This window comes from Micromonospora echinofusca (genome assembly GCF_900091445.1).
GTDB classification, from domain to species: domain Bacteria; phylum Actinomycetota; class Actinomycetes; order Mycobacteriales; family Micromonosporaceae; genus Micromonospora; species Micromonospora echinofusca.
In genome coordinates, this window is sequence record NZ_LT607733.1 from 3,852,860 (window position 1) to 3,869,646 (window position 16,787).

A 16,787-nucleotide genomic window follows, 5' to 3' on the forward strand; every position below is an offset into this window, starting at 1 on the left:
GTGACCGGTCCACAACGGACCCCCGGTGTGCTGGGCGTCGACGTCGGCGGTACCAAGGTGGCGCTGCGCGCGGAGGCGGCCGGGCGGCCGGCGTACGAGCGCAGCTTCCGCTGGCCGCCCGGCGCCGACCTCGCCGGGGACCTGGCCGCGCTCGCCGCCGAGGTCAACCGGCTGCGCGACGTGTGGGGGCCGGTGGGCGCGGTGGGCGTGGCGATGCCGGCGACCACGGACCCGGCGGGCACCGTCACCACCTGGCCCGGGCGGCCCGGCTGGGCCGGGCTCGACCTCGCCGGCGCGTTGCGCCGCCTCTTCCCGGACGCGGCGACCGCCGTGGCCGACGACGGTGACCTCGCCGCGCTGGCCGAGGCCCGACGCGCCGGCGCGGACGACGTGGTCTACCTGGGCGTCGGCACCGGGATCGGCGGCGGCGTGGTGCTGGCCGGGCGGTCGGTGCCCGGCCGGTCCTCCGCCGAGATCGGCCACATGGTCGTCGCCCTCGACGGCGAGCGCTGCGACTGCGGCCGGCGCGGCTGCCTCCAGTCGATCGCGTCCGGCCCCGCCACCCTGCGCCGGGCCGGCGCCGGCCGGGGCGCCGAGGTCAGCTTCGAGGACCTACGGGCGGCACTCGACGAGCGCCGGACATGGGCGGTGGCGGCGGTCGACGCGAGCTGCCGGGCGCTGGCGGCGGCGGTGGTGAGCCTCGGCGAACTGCTGGACCCGGCGCTGGCGATCGTCGGCGGCGGGTTCGCCGCCGGTCTGCCCGACTTCGTGCCGCTCGTCGCCGAGCGGGCCCACGCCGCCGGCCGTCCCGGGCGGCCGGCGCCGCCGGTGCGCGCCGCCGCCCTCGGCGCGTCGTCGTCCCTGCACGGCGCGCTGGAGCTGGCCCGTGATCTGGCCGGCCTGCCGGTGCCCGTACGTCCCGTCCCCACCCCGTAGAGGAGATCAGCCATGGTCAGGATCGGTGTCATCGTCGGCAGCACGCGGCCGGGCCGCAAGGCCGACGCCGTCGCCCGCTGGGTGACCGACGTCGCCGCCAAGCGGAGCGACGCCACGGTCGAGCTGGTCGACATCGCCGACTACGACCTGCCGCACTTCGACGAGGTGCTGCCGCCCTCGATGGCACCGTCGAGGCGCCCCGCCGTACGCCGTTGGGCGACGACCGTCGCTGGCTTCGACGGCTTCATCTTCGTCACCCCGGAGTACAACCACTCCATCCCGGGCGCGCTGAAGGACGCCGTCGACTTCCTGTTCAAGGAGTGGCAGCATGCCGCCGCCGGCCTGGTCAGCTACGGCGTGCACGGCGGCACCCGGGCGGCGGAGCACCTGCGGCTGGTGCTCGGGCAGCTCGGGGTGGCCGACGTCCGCTCACAAGTCGCGCTCTCGCTGACGACCGACTTCGTCAACTTCCGCGACTTCCGGCCGGCGGCGCACCAGGAGCAGGCCCTCGCCACCGTGCTCGACGAGGTGGTCGCCTGGGCCGGCGCGCTGCGTACGCTCCGCCGGGGCTGAGCCGCCCACCCGCTCGGGCCGGGCGTCCCGGGGGCTGGCGGCGGTACCGTCCGCCCGAGGCCAACCGGCGCCAACCGGCGCCGCCCGGCGGCGGGCGGAATCGGGCAGCGGCGGGCGGGACCGGACCGCCCCCCGGGTCAGCCGGCCCGCTCGGCGCGGCGCAGCAGCGCGGCGGCGACGCAGCCGCCCGCGAAGACGGCCACGGCGCCGACCGTCTGGCCGGTCTCCAGGGCGGAGCGGAACGCGTCGGAGACGAGCGCGCGCTCCGATTCGCTGCGCGCGGCGGCCAGCGCGGCGGGGAACGATCCGGCGCCGGCCACGGCGGCCGGCAGCAGGGCAGCGAACCGGGCGTTGAGGATGGCGCCCAGCACGGCGACGCCGAGGCTGCTGCCGACCTCGGTCATGGTGCCGTCGACGCCCGCGCCGGCCCCGGCCTTCTCCGGCGGGATCGCGCTCATCACGGCCTCGACGATGGCGGGGTTGGCCACGGCGCAGCCGGCGCCCATCACCAGCAGGCCCGTCAGCAGCACCGGGTAGCCGTCCGTCGGGGCGTGGGTGATCAGGGCGAGACCGCCGGCGAGCAGCGTCATGCCGAAGGCGATCGACCACGCCAGCCCGAGCCGGCGGATCACCAGCGCGGCGATCCCGCCCACGTTCAGCAGGACGATGGAGAGCGCGAACGGCATCATCCGCAGCCCGGCCTCCCAGGCCGGGTAGCCGCGCACGAACTGGAGGTGCTGGGTCAGCAGGAACAGCGCGCCGGTGGCGCCGAACGTGATCAGGACGACCCCGGAGACCGCCCCCACGAAGCGGGGGTTGCGGAAGAAGTGCATGTCCAGCATGGGGTCGGCGACCCGCCGTTCCCAGGTCACGAAGGCGGCGAGCAGGAGCACCCCGGCGACCGCCGCGCCCAACACCGAGGCGGCGGCCCAGCCCTGCTCCGGCCCGGCGATGATCGCGTAGACGACGGCGGTCAGGCCGGCCGTGGAGAGCAGCACCCCGCCCAGGTCGAGGCGGCCGCGGGTCGGCTGGCGCGACTCCGGCACCAGCGCCCACGCCGCCACCAGGCAGACCAGCACGATCGGGACGTTGACCAGGAAGATCGCCCCCCACGGCAGGTGGGCGAGCACGAGCCCGCCGAAGGGCGGCCCGGCCGCGAACCCCAGGGCACTCGCCGCCGCCCAGAGGCCGATGGCGCGGGTCCGCTCGGCGTCGTCGAAGACCTGCATCGCCACCGCGAGGGTGGCGGTGACCAGCAGCGCGCCGCCGATCCCCATGCCGGCGCGGGCGGCGATCAACTGGCCGCTGGACCCGGCGAGCCCGGCGGCCAGCGAGCCGAGCCCGAACAGCACGAGCCCGGCCAGCAGCATCCGACGGCGGCCGTACCGGTCCGCGGCGCTGCCCGCGGTGAGCAGCAGCCCGCACTGGACCAGCGCGTACGCGTTGATCATCCACTGCACGTCGGCGGTGCTGGCGGCCAGCTCGGTGGTGAGCACGGGGATCGCCACGGTCAGCACCGTGTTGTCGAGCACCACGGTGACCTGGGCGAGGCAGAGCACGGCGAGGATCAGCCACCGGCCGCGTACCCGGCCGTCGGCGCCGCCGACCGGTGGTTCCGCGGCCGGCGCGAGCGTCGTGGTCGTCATCGGGCCGACGGGGCGAAGCGGGCGATGGGGTTGGTCAGGGTGCCGACGAGTTGCAGCGCGGCCGACGGGTCGGCCAGGTCGACCATCTGCTGGTTGTTGCGCAGCTGGAGCCGGTTCAGGCAGGACAGCGCGAACTCCGGGGCGAACAGGTCGTAGCGCCGCAGCCGCTCGGCGAGGTGCGGGACGCTGTCGGCGTAGTCGGCCGCGCACTCGGCGACCGTGCGCCAGAAGGTCTCCTCGTCGAGGACGTCCTCGGTGACGAGGATGGCACTGAGGTAGCGCAGGAAGCAGTCGAAGACGTCGGTGAAGATGGACAGCAGCTTCATGTCCTCCGGCACGTCGGCCCGGACCCGTCGGACCTGCGGCGGCAGGTCGGCGTCGGGGTCCATCACCACGATCTCCTCGGCGATGTCCTTGAAGATCGCCCGCTCGACCGTCGCGCCGTCGAGGACGAGGATGACGTTCTCGCCGTGCGGCATGAAGGCCAGGTCGTGGGCGTAGAAGCTGTGCAGCAGCGGGGTGAGGTAGGCGTCGAGGTAGCGGCGCAGCCACGCCTTCGGCGCCAGGCCCGAGCGGGCGATGAGCGCGGCGGCGAACGAGCGGCCGTCGCGGTCGGTGTGCAGCAGCGACGCCATGGTGGCCAGCCGCCGACCCGGCTCCAGGCCGGGCACCGGGCTCTCCCGCCACAGGGCGGCGAGCATCTTGCGGTACGGGGAGTACCGGTCGGTGGCCGCCTCGTACTCCAGGTGGCGGTAGCCGACGGCGGCCCGTTCCCGGATGATCGTCAGCCCGGTGCCCTTGAGCACCTCGTCGCCGTCGATCAGCTCGGCGAGCCAGTCGTTGATGGCCGGGGTGGCCTCCATGTACGCGGCCGACAGCCCCCGCATGAAGCCCATGTTCAGCACGGACAGCGCGGTCTTGACGTAGTGCCGGGACGGGTCGGTCACGTTGAAGAAGGTGCGGATGGACTGCTGGGCCAGGTATTCGTCGGGGCCGGGGCCGAGGCAGACCAACCGCCGCTGCGCCACCTCCGCGGCGAAGGTGACCGAGATCCTGTTCCACCACTGCCACGGGTGCACCGGGACGAGCAGGTAGTCGGCCGGATCGAGGCCGAGCCCGGTCAGGGTGTCGGCGAACCGGGAGAGGGTGTCGTCGCCGAGTTCCGCGCGGATCAGCGCGTCGTAGTCGAGGTCGGCGGCGCAGGTGAAGGTCGTCCGGTCGCGGTGCGCGGCCACCCAGATCAGCCGCACCGGGTTGCCGGCCTCCGGGGCGTACGCCCGGTATTCGTCGACGCCGAAGCCGATGCGGCCGTTGTTGGCGACGAAGCCGGGGTGGCCCTCGGTCATCTGGGTCTCGATGGTCTGGAAGTCCGCGTCGGCGAGCTCGGCGGCGCTGACGGCCGGCTTGTCGAGCTTGTACGCGGTGCTGGCCAGGGTGGAGCTGATCTCCTCCAGGTAGACGGGGAGGATCTGGTCGGTGAGGCCGAGCGCGCCCCGCAGGTCGAGGCAGAACTCCAGGGCGTCCAGCGGCAGCTCGGTGTCGCCGCGGTGACGGGTGATGCTGTCGGCGTCGATGCGCCAGTGCTCGAGGGCCAGCAGGCTCGCGGTGAACCGGTAGACGACCTCGCCGTCGTCGCCGCGCACCTGGTACCGGCGCGCGCCCGCCGCCGCGCCGGCGGGGGCGGGCACGTCGGCGGGGACGGGCTCGGGCGCGAGGAGCCGCTCGTGGGCGAACTCGGCCAGCGCCTTGCGGACCAGCAGCCGGTTGGCGTGGGCCCAGTTCGCGGGCGTCAGGTGGGCCACGGATGCGAGCGGGTTCACGCGGGCACGTCTCCTCGGGTTGCGGCGTGGAACTGGTCACGGGTGCAGACGCTGAGCAGCGCGTCCTTCTCGGGCTTGCGGATCGGGCCGACGACGGTGAAGCCGACGGCCGCGTTGAGCGCGTGCACCGCCGTGTTGCGCACGTCGGGCTCCACGACGACCCGGCGGGTGGCCGGGTCGGCGAAGAGCCACGCCATCACCGTCGTGATCACCGCCAGGGTGAAGCCGTGCACCGGGGCGTCGGCGGGGGCGCAGAGGAAGTGCATGCCGACGTCGCCGTCGGCCGCGTCGTGGAGGCCGACGAGTTCGACGTGGGCGGGGTCGTAGCGCTCGGCGAGGAACGCCGGACGACCCTCGTGCAGGCCGAGGAACGCGTCGTGGTGCGGGTGCGCGGCGATCCGCCGGTACTCCTCGGCGACCCGGGCCACGTCGGCGTCCTGCATGAGCCAGAACGCCGCCTTCGGGTGGGTCACCCAGCGGTGCAGCAGCGGCGCGTCGGCGTCCGGATCGAGGGTACGCAGGGCGAACTCGCCGAGCCGCTCGTCGACCCGGCGGTGGACCACCTCGGTCACGACGCGGCCCCGGCCGGCACGCCGAACTCCTGGAAGGCGATGCCCTTCTCGATCGGGTAGTGCTCGCGGCCCAGCAGCTCCCGGATGATCCAGGAGTTGCGGTACGGGCCCATGCCCAGGTCGGGCGAGGTGACGCTGTGCGTGTGGGTGCCGGCGTTCTGCAGGAAGATGCCGCGGCCGGTGTGGTCGATGCTGTAGTTGCGGGCCACGTCGAAGCGCCCGTGCGCGTCCCAGCGGATGCGCTCGCGCACCGGCTCCAGGAACTGCGGGACCCGGTAGTGGTAGCCGGTGGCCAGCACCAGGCCCTCGGTGTCCAGCGTGAAGTCGCGCTCCTGCTCGACGTTGCGCAGGCCCAGCGTGTACGTCCCGCCGGACCCGTCGTACGCGGCGGCGGTCAGCTCGGTGTTGGTCAGCAGCCGGGTGCGGACGGGGCCGGGGATGCTCTTGGCGTAGAGCAGGTCGTAGATCTCGTTGATGAGGTCGGCGTTGATGCCCTTGAACAGCCCCTTCTGCTCGGACTCCAGCCGGTAGCGGGTGGGCTCCGGCAGGGCGTGGAAGTGGTCCACGTAGTCCGGCGAGGTCATCTCGAGGGTGAGCTTGGTGTATTCGAGGGGGAAGAACCGGGGCGAGCGGGTCACCCAGTTGAGCTGGTAGCCGCACGTGTCGATGTCACCGAGCAGGTCGTGGTAGATCTCGGCCGCGCTCTGCCCGCTGCCGATCACGGTGATGCTCCGCTTCGCGCGCAGCGCCGCCCGGTGCTCCAGGTACCGGGAGTTGTGGATCATGTCGCCGCCGAGGTCCACGCAGGTGTCCGGCACGTACGGCGGGGTGCCGGTGCCGAGCACCAGGTGCCGGGCCCGGTAGGTGACCGACTCCCCCGTGGCCGCCACCGTGGCCGTGACGGTGTAGTGCTCGTCGGCCGGATCGTAGCCGACGGCCGTGACCTCCTGCCCGAACCGGATGCTGTCCAGCTTGCCGGCGGCCCAGCGGCAGTAGTCGTCGTACTCGCTGCGCAGCGGGAAGAAGCTCTCCCGGATGTAGAACGGGTAGAGCCGCCCGGACTCCTTGAGGTAGTTCAGGAAGGAGTACGGCGAGGTGGGGTCGGCGAACGTGACGAGGTCGGCGATGAACGGCGTCTGGAGCCGGGTCGACTCCAGCAGCATCCCGGGATGCCAGCTGAAGCTGTCCCGCGCCTCCAGGAAGATGCCGTCGAGTTCGTCGATCGGCGCGGTCAGGCAGGCCAGGCCCAGGTTGTACGGGCCCAGCCCGACGGCGATGAAGTCGTGCGTCGACATGCGGTTCTCCAGAGCGGGGGGCGGATCGTCAGCCGACGGGGCAGGACAGCTCGGCGGTGGCCCTGGTCCGGGCGTACCAGCCGGCGTGTTCGGCGATGAGGTCGAGGACGTGGGCGATGTCGTCCAGCGTGGTCTCGGGGTTGAGCAGGGTGAACTTGAGGTAGTGCGCGCCGTCGACCTTGGTGCCGGCGACGAGGCCGGCGCCGGAGGCGGCCAGCGCCTCGCGGGCGTACAGGTTGGCGTCGTCGACGACCTCCCGGCCGGCGGCGGCCGGCAGGTAGCGGAAGACCACGGTGCTCAACTGCGAGCGGGTGACGACCTCGAAGCGGGGGTCCTCGGTGAGCAGTTGCCACGCGGCGGCGGCGCGGTCGATCACCTCGTCGAAGAGCGCGCCGATCGCGTCCGGCCCCATGATCCGCAGGGTCAGCCAGAGCTTGAGGGCGTCGAAGCGGCGGGTGGTCTGGATGCTCTTGTCGACCTGGTTGGGGATGCGCTGCTCGACCATCCGCGCGGGGTTGAGGTAGTCGGCGTGCCAGGTGGCGTGCCGCAGCACGCGCCGGTCGCGTACCAGCAGCGCGCTGGAGCTGACCGGCTGGAAGAACGACTTGTGGTAGTCGACGGTGACCGAGTCGGCCCGCTCGATGCCGTCGAGCAGGTGCCGCCGGGTCGGCGACACCAGCAGCCCGCAGCCGTACGCGGCGTCGACGTGCAGCCAGACGCCGGCGGCGGCGCAGATGTCGGCGATCTGCGGCAGCGGGTCGATGGTGCCGAAGTCGGTGGTGCCGCCGGTGGCGACGACGGCCATCACCACCAGCCCCTCCTCCCGGCACCGGGCGATCTCCCGGGCCAGGTCGGCGGTGCGCATCCGCCGGTCGGCGTCGGTGGGCACGGTGATCACGGCGTCGGCGCCGAGGCCGAGCAGCTTGGCGGCCTTCTGCACGCTGAAGTGACCGGCCGCCGAGGTGAGGATGCGCAGTCGGGACAGCAGCTCCGGGCGGGACTGCCGCTCGGTCGCCCGGCCGACCAGGCTCGCGCAGGTCTCCTCGCGGGCCAGCAGCATCGCCTGGAGGTTGGACTGGGTGCCGCCGCTGGTGAAGATGCCGTCGGCGGCGGGCCCCAGGCCGATCCGGTCGGCGGTCCAGTCGATGAGCCGGCGCTCGATCAGGGTGCCGCCGACACTCTGGTCCCAGGTGTCCAGCGAGGAGTTGACGGCGCTGAGCACCGCCTCGCCGAGCAGCGCGGGGATCACCACCGGGCAGTTGAGGTGCGCCAGGTAGCGGGGGTGGTGGAAGTAGACGGCGTCGCGCAGGTAGACGTCGTGCAGCTCGTCGAGCGCGGCCCCGCTGTCGCCCAGCGGCCGGTCCAGGTCGATGCCGGCGATCCGCGGCGCCAGCTCGTCCGGCGTCGCACCCGTGAAGGGCCGGTCCACCTCGCTCACCCGGGCCGCCACCCGGCCGATCCCCTCGGCCAGCACCCGCCGGTACTCCTCGACCGAGCCGGCGGTGAACAGGTGGGCGCGGGCACCGTCGGACCCGGGGGTCACCCCGGTCGAAGGCACCTGGACGGTGGATCCGGGCAGGCTCATGCGGGTCCTCAAACGGTCGGGAATGGACGTGGGCGGAATGGCGGGACGTCACCGCCCGCCCGCAGCCGGTGATCGAGCGAGCTTAGGTTACCCTAACCTAAGGATGTGTCAACATCGCCGTCCACATTGAGCTGCATCACTCAGCCCGGCACCTTCGCGAGCTCCCGCTCGCCCGGCGCCGCACCGGATCGGTGCCGGAAGCGCCGCTGGTGCCCGAGGCCCAGCGCGACGCCGAGCGCCACCAGGACGACGGCGGCCACGGCGACCACCGGGTAGCCGAACACCTCGGCCGCCGCCAGCGCCACGGAGGCCGCCACGAAGGAGCAGACCAGCCCGAACGACGACAGCACGGTGAAGTCCGTACCGCCCGTGCCGGGCCGGGAATAGTCCATGTTGACCGTGTAGAGCACGACGTTGGCGATCGTGTAGGCGGCCATGAAGCAGCAGAGCGCGGCAACCGTCCCCGCGAGCGGGGCCCGGCCGTTCATCAGCGGCAGCAGCATCGCCGTGGAGAGCGCGAGCGCCACTCCCCCGGCCACGAGGACGCGGCCGCGCCCGAACCGGCCGATCGCGGCCCCGGCGAGCAGACCGGCCACGATGGCCGGCAGGCTGGTCACCACGCCGGTCACCACGCCGATGCGCGCCAGTGACCAGTCCGCGTCCACCAGGGCGGGCGTCACGAGGGCGTACGTCGCGCCGGCGCCGATGTAGACCGGCGGCACCACGCCGAAGGTCCACCACCGGCAGCCGGGCTGGCCCAGCACCGACAGCAGCGCCCGGTACGCCGCGCCGGCGCTGGCCACGCGGTCGGTGCGCTCCGGTTCCCGGAACCGCCACACCACCAGCAGCCCGACGGCGGTCAGGGCGGCGAGCAGCAGGATCGCGGGCACCCAGCCGAACCGGTCGTAGACGACCACGCAGGCGCCGCCGCCGAGCAGGTTGCCGACGTAGCTCGCGGCGACCTGGATGCCGTTGCCGGTTCCCCGCGAGCGCTCGGAGAGCAGCCGGACGGCGACGGCGTCGACGGCGATGTCCTGCGTGGCGGAGAGGAACACGTACGCGACGCAGATCGCCACGACCGGGCCGAGCTGCCCGGCCGGGCGGTCGAACGGCAGCAGGGCCAGCAGGGCCAGCACCATGCCGCCCTGGAGCACCACCAGCCAGGACCGGTAGTGACCGCGGTGGCGGGAGCCGTACCTGTCGATCACGGGCGCCCAGAGGAACTTGATCGGCCAGACCAGGCCGACGAACTGCAACAGCGCCAGCGTGTCGAGGGAGGTGCCGCCGTCGCGCAGGATGGCGGTCAGCCCGACGGTGATGAAGCCGATGCCGAGGTACTGCGTGACGTAGAGCGCGGTCAGGGTGCCGAGCCGACCCCTCACCTGGCGCTCCAGTAGGCCAGCGAGGTGAGCTGGTGCTTGCCGACGCCGAGGTTGCGTCGTACGTGCTTGGCGATGCCGCGCGTGCTGGCCGCCTCGCAGGCCACCCAGTAGTGGGCGTCCTCGGCGGCGGGCAGGGCCGCGCAGACGGTCTCGACCAGGTGCCGACCGTCGTCGCGGCGCGGCACCCAGTTGACGTCGTGCGGGGCCGCGGCGCGCGGCGCCAGCTCCTTCTCGCCCTCGTGGGCGTACTCCAGCCAGACCGTCGCCGGGACGTCGGGGGCCGCGGCGAGCAGGCTGTTCACCGCCGGGAGCGAGGCGGCGTCGCCGACCAGGTACAGGTGTCGCGGGGCGGGGTCCGGCAGGCTGAACCCGGTGCCCTGCACGGTGGCGTCGATGGTGTCACCGGCCTGCGCGGCGGCGGCCCACCGGGCGGCGCATCCGTCGTGGATGGCGAACTCCAGGTCGAACCGGCCGGTCTCCGGGTCCGGGTCGACGATGGTGTACGCGCGCTGGTGCGGCTTGCCGTCGTTGTCGAACCACAGCCGTACCCACATGGTGGGGTGCACGCCGCACGCCTCCAGCAGCCCGCCGCCGTCCATGCGCAGTCGGCGGTAGTGCTCACCGACGGACTCCGTGCCGAGCACGGTCAGCCGGAAGTCGCGGCCGCCCATCGCCTTGAGCACCAGGGCTTCCCAGTTTCGCTTCACGCACCCCTCCAGGTAAGGTTCGCCTCAGTTAGGGGAGGGTAGCCTAAGTTGACATTCCTGTGGCAGGTGGGCCGAGCGCCCAGCCGCGAGGCGCGACGATGACCGGCATCCATCGCGACCGGTGGGGGATCCCCCACCTGCGCGCCGACGACGTCGACGGGCTCGCCCGGTTGCAGGGGCGGGTCGCCGCCCTCGACCGGGCCTGGCAGATCGAAGTGGAGCGGTGGCGCTCGGAGGGTCGGCTCGCCGAGCACGTCGGCCCCGCCGAACTGGGCTGGGACCGCTTCGCCCGCCGGGCCCGCCTCGACGACACCGCCCGGCGCTGCTTCGAGCGGCTCACCCCCGACACCCGGCGGTGGGTCACCGCCTACGTCGACGGGGTCAACGAGGGGCTGGCCGAGGGGGCCGCGGCGGCACCGGAGTTCGCGGCGGCCGGCTGCGTCCCGGGACGGTGGCGACCGTGGTCGCCGCTGGGTGTCTTCCTCGTCCAGCACGTGCTCTTCTCCACCTTCCCCAACAAGCTGTGGCACGCCCACGTCGCCGCCACCCTGGGCCCGGCGGCTGTCGACCTGTTCGCCGTCGAGGGGCCGGGCGGGTCTGGCAGCAACGCCTGGGCCCTGCCCGCCGACCCCGCCGCCGGGCGGGCGCCCGTCATCGCCGGCGACCCGCACCGCATCCTGGAACTGCCCGGCATCTACCAGCAGGTGCGCCTGGCCTGCCCCGAGTTCGACGTGTTCGGCTTCGCCTTCCCCGGGGTGCCCGGCCTGCCCCACTTCGGGCACGCCGGCGAGGTCGCCTGGGCCGTCACCAACGCCATGGCCGACTACCAGGACCTCTACCGGGAACGGTTGCGCCGCGACGGCGACGTGGTCCTGGTCCGCGAGGCGGACGGCTGGGCGCCGGCACGCCGGCACGTCGAGCGCGTCGAGGTCCGCGGCGGCGAGCCGGAGACCGTCGAGGTGATCGAGACGCCGCGCGGGCCCGTCGTCGACCACGACCGGGGCACCGGCGAGGCGATCAGCCTGCGCGTGCCCAGCCGGGTCGAGCAGCGCCTCGGCTTCGACGCGCTGCTGCCGCTGCTGCGGGCCCGCAGCGCCGACGACGTGGCCGACGCGCTGCGCGACTGGGTCGAGCCGGTCAACAGCGTCCTCGTCGCCGACCGGCACGGGGCGGTCCGCCAGCTCGTCGCCGGGCTCGTCCCGCTGCGCGACGACCGGTGCCGCCGCGAGCCCGTGCCCGGCGACGACGCGCGCTACGGCTGGCACGGCGGCTACGCCGAGCCGCGCCGCACCGTCGTCGACGGGCCGGCCGTCTGCGCCAACGACCGCCGCCCCGACGTGGCGGACCTCGGCACCGGCTTCGCCCCGCCGCACCGGGCCCGCCGCATCCGCGCCCTGCTCGCCGAGGGCGCCCGGGCGGAGGCCGTACACATGGACACCCGGCTGGAGGCCGCGACGCTGCGGGGCGTGCTGGACCGGGTCGACCCGGTCGCGCTCAGCGGGCCGGCGCGGCGTCTGCGCGAGCGGCTGACCGCGTGGGACGGGCAGATGCGGGCCGACAGCGCCGACGCCGGCGCCTGGGCCGCCTGGCGCGCGGCCCTGGCCCGCCGCCTGCACGACCACCCCTGCCTGCGCCCGCTGCGCGACGCCCCGAGCGCGTTCGACGGCCTCTTCGCGCCGTGGACCGACCCGCTGTCGCGCATCGGCCACGCCCTGGACGGGGTGGCCACCGGGCTGCACCGCCTCGGCGGCGAGATCGGCCCGGTGGCGGCCGGCGCGCTCGAGGACGTGGCGGCGGGCGAGCCGCCGGGGCCGTGGGGCCGGCGGCACGTGCTGCACCCCGTGCACCTCGGCGTGGCGGCGGCGGTCGACGAGGCGGTACGCGGCATGCGCGAGCGGGTCGCGCTGGGCGGCGACGCCGACTGCGTGCTGGCCACGTCGAGCGTGCCCGGCGTGTCCGACGCGTGCTGGCGGGGCCCGGTGGCCCGCTACGTGTGGGACCTGACCGACCGCGGGAACAGCCGCTGGGTCGTCCCCTTCGGCGCGTCCGGGCGACCCGGCGACCCGCACTTCGACGACCAACTGCCGCTGTGGGCCGGCGGGGAGCTGGCTCCGGTGGTCACCGACTGGCGTGAACTCACCCGAGAAGCAGGAGACGCGACACCGTGACATACCAGGAGAAGATTGCCGGCTTCGGCGAGCTGTCGCTCGTCGTGCTGGACCCGAAGGCCCACGCGGAGCTGGTGCACGGCTGGGTGACCGAGCCCCGGGCGGCGTTCTGGGGCATGGGTTCGCACTCGGTCGACGAGGTGCGCGAGATCTACGAGTTCGTCGACAGTCTCGACACCCACCACGCTTACCTGATCATGCTCGACGGCGCGCCGGTCGGCCTGCTCCAGACGTACCAGCCGGAGGCGGATCCGGTCGGCGAGCGCTACCCCGTGCGGCCCGGCGACGTCGGGATGCATCTGCTGCTCGCCCCCGGCAGGCGCCCGCCGAAGGGCCTCACCACGGCCATCGGGCCGGCCCTGGCCCGCTTCCTGTTCGCCGATCCCACCCGGCTGCGGATCGTCGTCGAGCCCGACGTCCGCAACGAGCGCGCGCTGGAGCGGCTGCGGCGGGAGGGCTTCACCTTCGCCGACGAGATCGACATGCCCGACAAGCGGGCCCAGCTGGCGTTCCTGACCCGGGAGCGGTTCGAGTCGGAGCACGCGGTACCCGCCTGAGGGTGTGGTGCGACCGGTGAATCGTCCACGACATCAGCTCGCCAGGGTCCCGCGGGTGGATCCTCCGCCGGCCGGCGCCTCGTTCCGACGAGCACGGCGAGGCCCCGCCGGGTGCGGCGGGGCCTCGCGCGGGAACGGGATCAGGCGGTGGGGAAGTTGTCCGGCGTACGGATGCGGTCACGGATGAGGGCGCCCGACTCGGTCAGCACGCCCGGGCCGGTGTAGGTGCTCCCGGCGCAGGTGCCCGGCCGCAGCGCGGCACTGCCCTCGGCCTTGTCCGAGTAGGTCCAGTTCGCGTAGCTGATCTTCAGGCGGTCCAGCAGGTCGATCCAGGCGTTGCTGCTGGCGACGTCCACCCCACCGTCGCCGGTGTAGTCCACCGTGCCGAACTCGGTGACGAACAGCGGCAGCCGGGCGGCGGCCCGCTCCACCTCGGCGCGGTAGTTGTCCCGGTGCGACGCGGCGTAGAAGTGGAACGTGTACATGACGTTGGCGGCGTTCACCGGGTTGTTGATGACCTCGTTGGCGTTCGAGCCGTCGGAGACGCCCAGCGAGGACCAGCCGCGGGTGCCGACCACGACCACCGCGTCCGGGTCGTTGGCGCGGATCACCGGGATGACCTGCTCGGCGTAGCTCTTGATGGTCGCCCAGCTGACGCCGTTGGGCTCGTTGGCGATCTCGTAGATGACGTTCTTCTTGGCGGCGTTGCGGGCCGAGACGGCGGCGAAGAACGTCTTGGCCCGGTCGAGGTTGTACGTCGGGTCGCCCGGGGTCAGGGTGTGGAAGTCGATCAGCGCGTACATGCCCCGCTGTTCGGCCTCGTCGACGAGGGCGTTGACCCGGTTGGTGAACCCGGCCGGGTCGGTCTCGTAGCCGTCCTCCTGGACGTACATGGCGATGCGCAGCAGGTCGGCCCGCCAGTCGTCGGCGAGCGCGTCCAGTGAGACGTCGTTGTAGCAGCGGGCGAACCACTGGATGCCGTGGGTGCTCATGCCCCGCAGCTGGATCGGCCGGCCGTACTGGTTGCACAGGTTGACCCCGCACACCCGCAGCTGGCCGTTGATCGCGACCGGCGTCTGCCCGCCCGGCGGCGGGGTCGTGGGAGGCGGGGTGGTCGGCGGCGGGGTGGTGGGCGGGGGCGTGGTGGGGGGCGGCGGAGTGGTCGGTGTGGTCGCGCCGGTGCAGGCGGTGCCGTTGAGGGTGAACGCCGTCGGCGCGGGGTTGGCGGCGCTCCAGGTGCCGTTGAACCCGATGCTGGTCGACGCACCGGTCGCCAGCGCGCCGTTCCAGCTCACGCTGCGGGCGGTGACGGCGGCGCCGGCCTGGCTCCAGGTCGCCGACCAGCCCTGGCCGACCCGCTGGCCCGCGTCGGGGAAGGCGAAGCCGAGCGTCCACCCGTCGACCGCGTCGCCGAGGTTCTTGATCGTGATGTTGGCGGTGAAGCCACCGGTCCAGCTGCTGGTCGTGTAGGTGACGGCGCAGCCGGTGGCGGCCTGGGCGTCGGCGGGCGGGACGGCGGCCGACGCCGCGACGGTCAGCGCGCCGACCGCGCCGGCCATGAGCAGGGTGCGCCGGGACGGGCGCGCAGGGAGCTTCATGCGGGTGCCTTCGCTTCCGAGGGGGTGGTGGGGGTGCCGGCGGTCCGACGGCGGATCGTCCGGTGGGGAGGCTCGCGGACGCCCTGCCCACGGGGCCGGGAGCGCTCCCATTGACGGCAGCCTAGGCGGGCCGCCCGCTCCCCGCAACATGGACGCATGTCGACGTGTGCACACGCGCCGACCCCGGGGCGCGTACGCCCCGGGGCCGGTGTGCCGACGGTGTCGGTCAGAACGTGGGAGCCAGGTAGAGCAGGCGGTTCGGGGAACCGGTGCCCGGGTTGGTGATCACGTTGGTGGTGGCCTGGCCGACCAGGTACGAGTGCACCTGGGCGGGCGTCCAGCTCGGGTAGACGCTGAGCACCCGGGCCGCCGCGCCGGCGACGTGCGGCGACGCCATCGAGGTGCCGCTGATGGTGTTGGTGGCGGTGTTGCTGTTGTACCAGGCCGACAGGACGCCCACGCCCGGGGCGAACATGTCGGTGCAGGTGCCCCAGTTGGAGAACGAGGCCCGCGCGTCGTTGCTCTGCGAGGCGTTGACGGTCAGCGCCGTCGGCACGGAGGCCGGCGAGAAGTTGCAGGCGTTGGCGTTCGAGTTGCCGGAGGCCACCGCGTAGGTGACGCCGTCGGCGATCGAGTTCGCCACCGCGGTGTTCAGGGAGGCGTTGTAGGAGCCGCCGAGGCTCATGTTCGCCACCGCCGGCTGGCCCGCCTGGTGGTTCGAGGTCACCCAGTTGATACCGGCGATGACCTGCGCCCAGGTGCCGCTGCCCTGGCAGTTGAGCACCCGCACGCCCACCAGCCGGACGTTCTTCGCCACGCCGTAGGTGTTGCCGCCGACGGTGCCCGCGACGTGCGTGCCGTGGCCGTTGCAGTCGGCGGCCGGCAGCGCGTTGTCGATCGCGTCGTAGCCGTCGACGGCCTGACCGGCGAAGTCGTTGTGGCTGGTCCGGATGCCGGTGTCGATGACGTACGCCGTCACGCCGGTGCCGCTGCTGTTGTAGGTGTAGGTGCGGCTGAGCGGGAGGGGCCGCTGGTCGATGCGGTCCAGGCCCCACGGCGGGTTGCTCTGGGTGGCCGCGAGCGACACGGTGTGGTTCTGCTCGACGTAGGCGACGTCGGGGTGCGCGGCGAGGCGCTTGGCGGCCCGCTCGGAGAGCTTCACCTCGAAGCCGTTGAGCGCGTCACCGTAGACGTGCCCGACGCTGCCGCCGAAGCGGGCGGCGAGCGAGCCGGCGGTGCTCTTCACCTCGCCCTGCCGGGTGCCGGCACGGCCGCCGACGCTGGCGTCCTTGAGTACCACGATGTAGCTGTCGGCTACGGCGGTCGCGCCACCGGCGCTGAGGATCTCGCCGGTGGCCGAGGCCGCCGCCGGCGCGCCGAGCATGGTGGTGACCATGGCGGCGCTGGCGAACACGCTGGCCGCAGCGGCGAGGGTACGCCGATGAGTGCGAGGGAGTGTCATCTCCCGGTCCTCCTACTGTGGTGGCCCCCGGGTGGCTCGTGGCGCACCCGACGAGCGATCTGGACGATGAGCAAACCTTAGCCGCCGCATTCATGGTCGTAAATTTTGTTGATGTTCACGATGTGAGGACGATGTTGAGAAAAGAATTCGTGAATGTCTTGCGTGAGGCGGGATTCCATTGAGACACGTCGACTCTCCTGGTTGACCGCCCCGGGAGCACCGGGCCGTCACGCCTGCTCGCCGCGCTGGCGGCTTCAGCACGGCCACCGACACCTACGACGGCGTGCACCCGAACGCGTCCGGCGACCAGAAGATGGTCGACCGGTGGTACCCGGCGCCGACCGAGGCGCTGGGCGGCGTCACCCCGACGCCCACCGCCAGCCCCTCGCCCACCAGCCCCTCGCCCACGCCCAGCGGCCCGGCCACCGGCTGCACCGCGAGCTACCGGGTGGTGGGCCAGCGGCAGCCAGTCCTGGAACGCCCGGC

General features: G+C 73.5%; 14 protein-coding genes. 4 read left to right on the forward strand and 10 right to left on the reverse strand.

Annotated elements, in window-relative coordinates; genetic code table 11:
* Together GA0070610_RS16155 and GA0070610_RS16160 are read left to right on the forward strand one after the other, a co-directional pair.
* Nucleotides 1-936: an ROK family protein gene (locus GA0070610_RS16155; protein ID WP_089000808.1), complete on the forward strand. Its 936-nt coding sequence runs from the start codon at nt 1-3 to the stop codon at nt 934-936.
* 12 nt (nt 937-948) lie between these two features.
* The gene (locus GA0070610_RS16160) at nt 949-1,509 is read left to right on the forward strand and encodes an NADPH-dependent FMN reductase (RefSeq protein ID WP_089000809.1); all 561 of its coding nucleotides are present in this window, start codon (nt 949-951) and stop codon (nt 1,507-1,509) included.
* 137 nt (nt 1,510-1,646) lie between these two features.
* On the opposite strand, the gene GA0070610_RS16165 is transcribed toward GA0070610_RS16160, so the two are convergent.
* The 7 genes from GA0070610_RS16165 to GA0070610_RS16195 form a co-directional block, all read right to left on the reverse strand.
* Complete coding sequence (locus tag GA0070610_RS16165; RefSeq protein WP_089000810.1) at nt 1,647-3,155, reverse strand: MFS transporter; 1,509 nt, start codon at nt 3,153-3,155, stop codon at nt 1,647-1,649.
* Complete coding sequence (locus tag GA0070610_RS16170) at nt 3,152-4,975, reverse strand: IucA/IucC family protein (RefSeq protein ID WP_089000811.1); 1,824 nt, start codon at nt 4,973-4,975, stop codon at nt 3,152-3,154. Before GA0070610_RS16170 ends, GA0070610_RS16165 begins: the two co-directional genes overlap by 4 nt.
* Complete coding sequence (locus GA0070610_RS16175) at nt 4,972-5,538, reverse strand: GNAT family N-acetyltransferase (protein WP_089003544.1); 567 nt, start codon at nt 5,536-5,538, stop codon at nt 4,972-4,974. Before GA0070610_RS16175 ends, GA0070610_RS16170 begins: the two co-directional genes overlap by 4 nt.
* Nucleotides 5,539-5,543: 5 nt before the next feature.
* Nucleotides 5,544-6,842, reverse strand: coding sequence for a lysine N(6)-hydroxylase/L-ornithine N(5)-oxygenase family protein (locus GA0070610_RS16180; RefSeq protein ID WP_089000812.1), 1,299 nt, complete (start codon nt 6,840-6,842; stop codon nt 5,544-5,546).
* Nucleotides 6,843-6,870: 28 nt separating this feature from the next.
* Nucleotides 6,871-8,427 (reverse strand): pyridoxal phosphate-dependent decarboxylase family protein, encoded by a 1,557-nt coding sequence (locus tag GA0070610_RS16185; RefSeq protein ID WP_089000813.1) that lies wholly within the window; start codon nt 8,425-8,427, stop codon nt 6,871-6,873.
* A gap of 140 nt (nt 8,428-8,567) precedes the next feature.
* Complete coding sequence (locus GA0070610_RS16190; RefSeq protein ID WP_089000814.1) at nt 8,568-9,809, reverse strand: MFS transporter; 1,242 nt, start codon at nt 9,807-9,809, stop codon at nt 8,568-8,570.
* On the reverse strand, nt 9,806-10,516 hold the full coding sequence (locus GA0070610_RS16195; RefSeq protein ID WP_089000815.1) for a siderophore-interacting protein: 711 nt from the start codon (nt 10,514-10,516) through the stop codon (nt 9,806-9,808). Before GA0070610_RS16195 ends, GA0070610_RS16190 begins: the two co-directional genes overlap by 4 nt.
* 98 nt (nt 10,517-10,614) lie before the next feature.
* On the opposite strand from GA0070610_RS16195, the gene GA0070610_RS16200 reads away from it, so the two are divergent.
* On the forward strand, nt 10,615-12,684 hold the full coding sequence (locus GA0070610_RS16200; protein ID WP_089000816.1) for a penicillin acylase family protein: 2,070 nt from the start codon (nt 10,615-10,617) through the stop codon (nt 12,682-12,684).
* On the forward strand, nt 12,681-13,241 hold the full coding sequence (locus GA0070610_RS16205) for a GNAT family N-acetyltransferase (RefSeq protein WP_089000817.1): 561 nt from the start codon (nt 12,681-12,683) through the stop codon (nt 13,239-13,241). Before GA0070610_RS16200 ends, GA0070610_RS16205 begins: the two co-directional genes overlap by 4 nt.
* A 140-nt stretch (nt 13,242-13,381) precedes the next feature.
* On the opposite strand, the gene GA0070610_RS16210 is transcribed toward GA0070610_RS16205, so the two are convergent.
* The 3 genes from GA0070610_RS16210 to GA0070610_RS31435 form a co-directional block, all read right to left on the reverse strand.
* Nucleotides 13,382-14,839 carry a cellulase family glycosylhydrolase gene (locus GA0070610_RS16210; protein ID WP_089000818.1) on the reverse strand — a complete coding sequence of 486 codons (1,458 nt, stop codon included), beginning with the start codon at nt 14,837-14,839 and terminating at the stop codon, nt 13,382-13,384.
* A gap of 226 nt (nt 14,840-15,065) precedes the next feature.
* Nucleotides 15,066-16,301 (reverse strand): S8 family peptidase, encoded by a 1,236-nt coding sequence (locus GA0070610_RS16215; RefSeq protein ID WP_089000819.1) that lies wholly within the window; start codon nt 16,299-16,301, stop codon nt 15,066-15,068.
* A 273-nt stretch (nt 16,302-16,574) separates the two neighbouring features.
* Nucleotides 16,575-16,727 carry a hypothetical protein gene (locus tag GA0070610_RS31435; protein ID WP_231925596.1) on the reverse strand — a complete coding sequence of 51 codons (153 nt, stop codon included), beginning with the start codon at nt 16,725-16,727 and terminating at the stop codon, nt 16,575-16,577.
* Between the last annotated feature and the right edge of the window lie 60 nt (nt 16,728-16,787).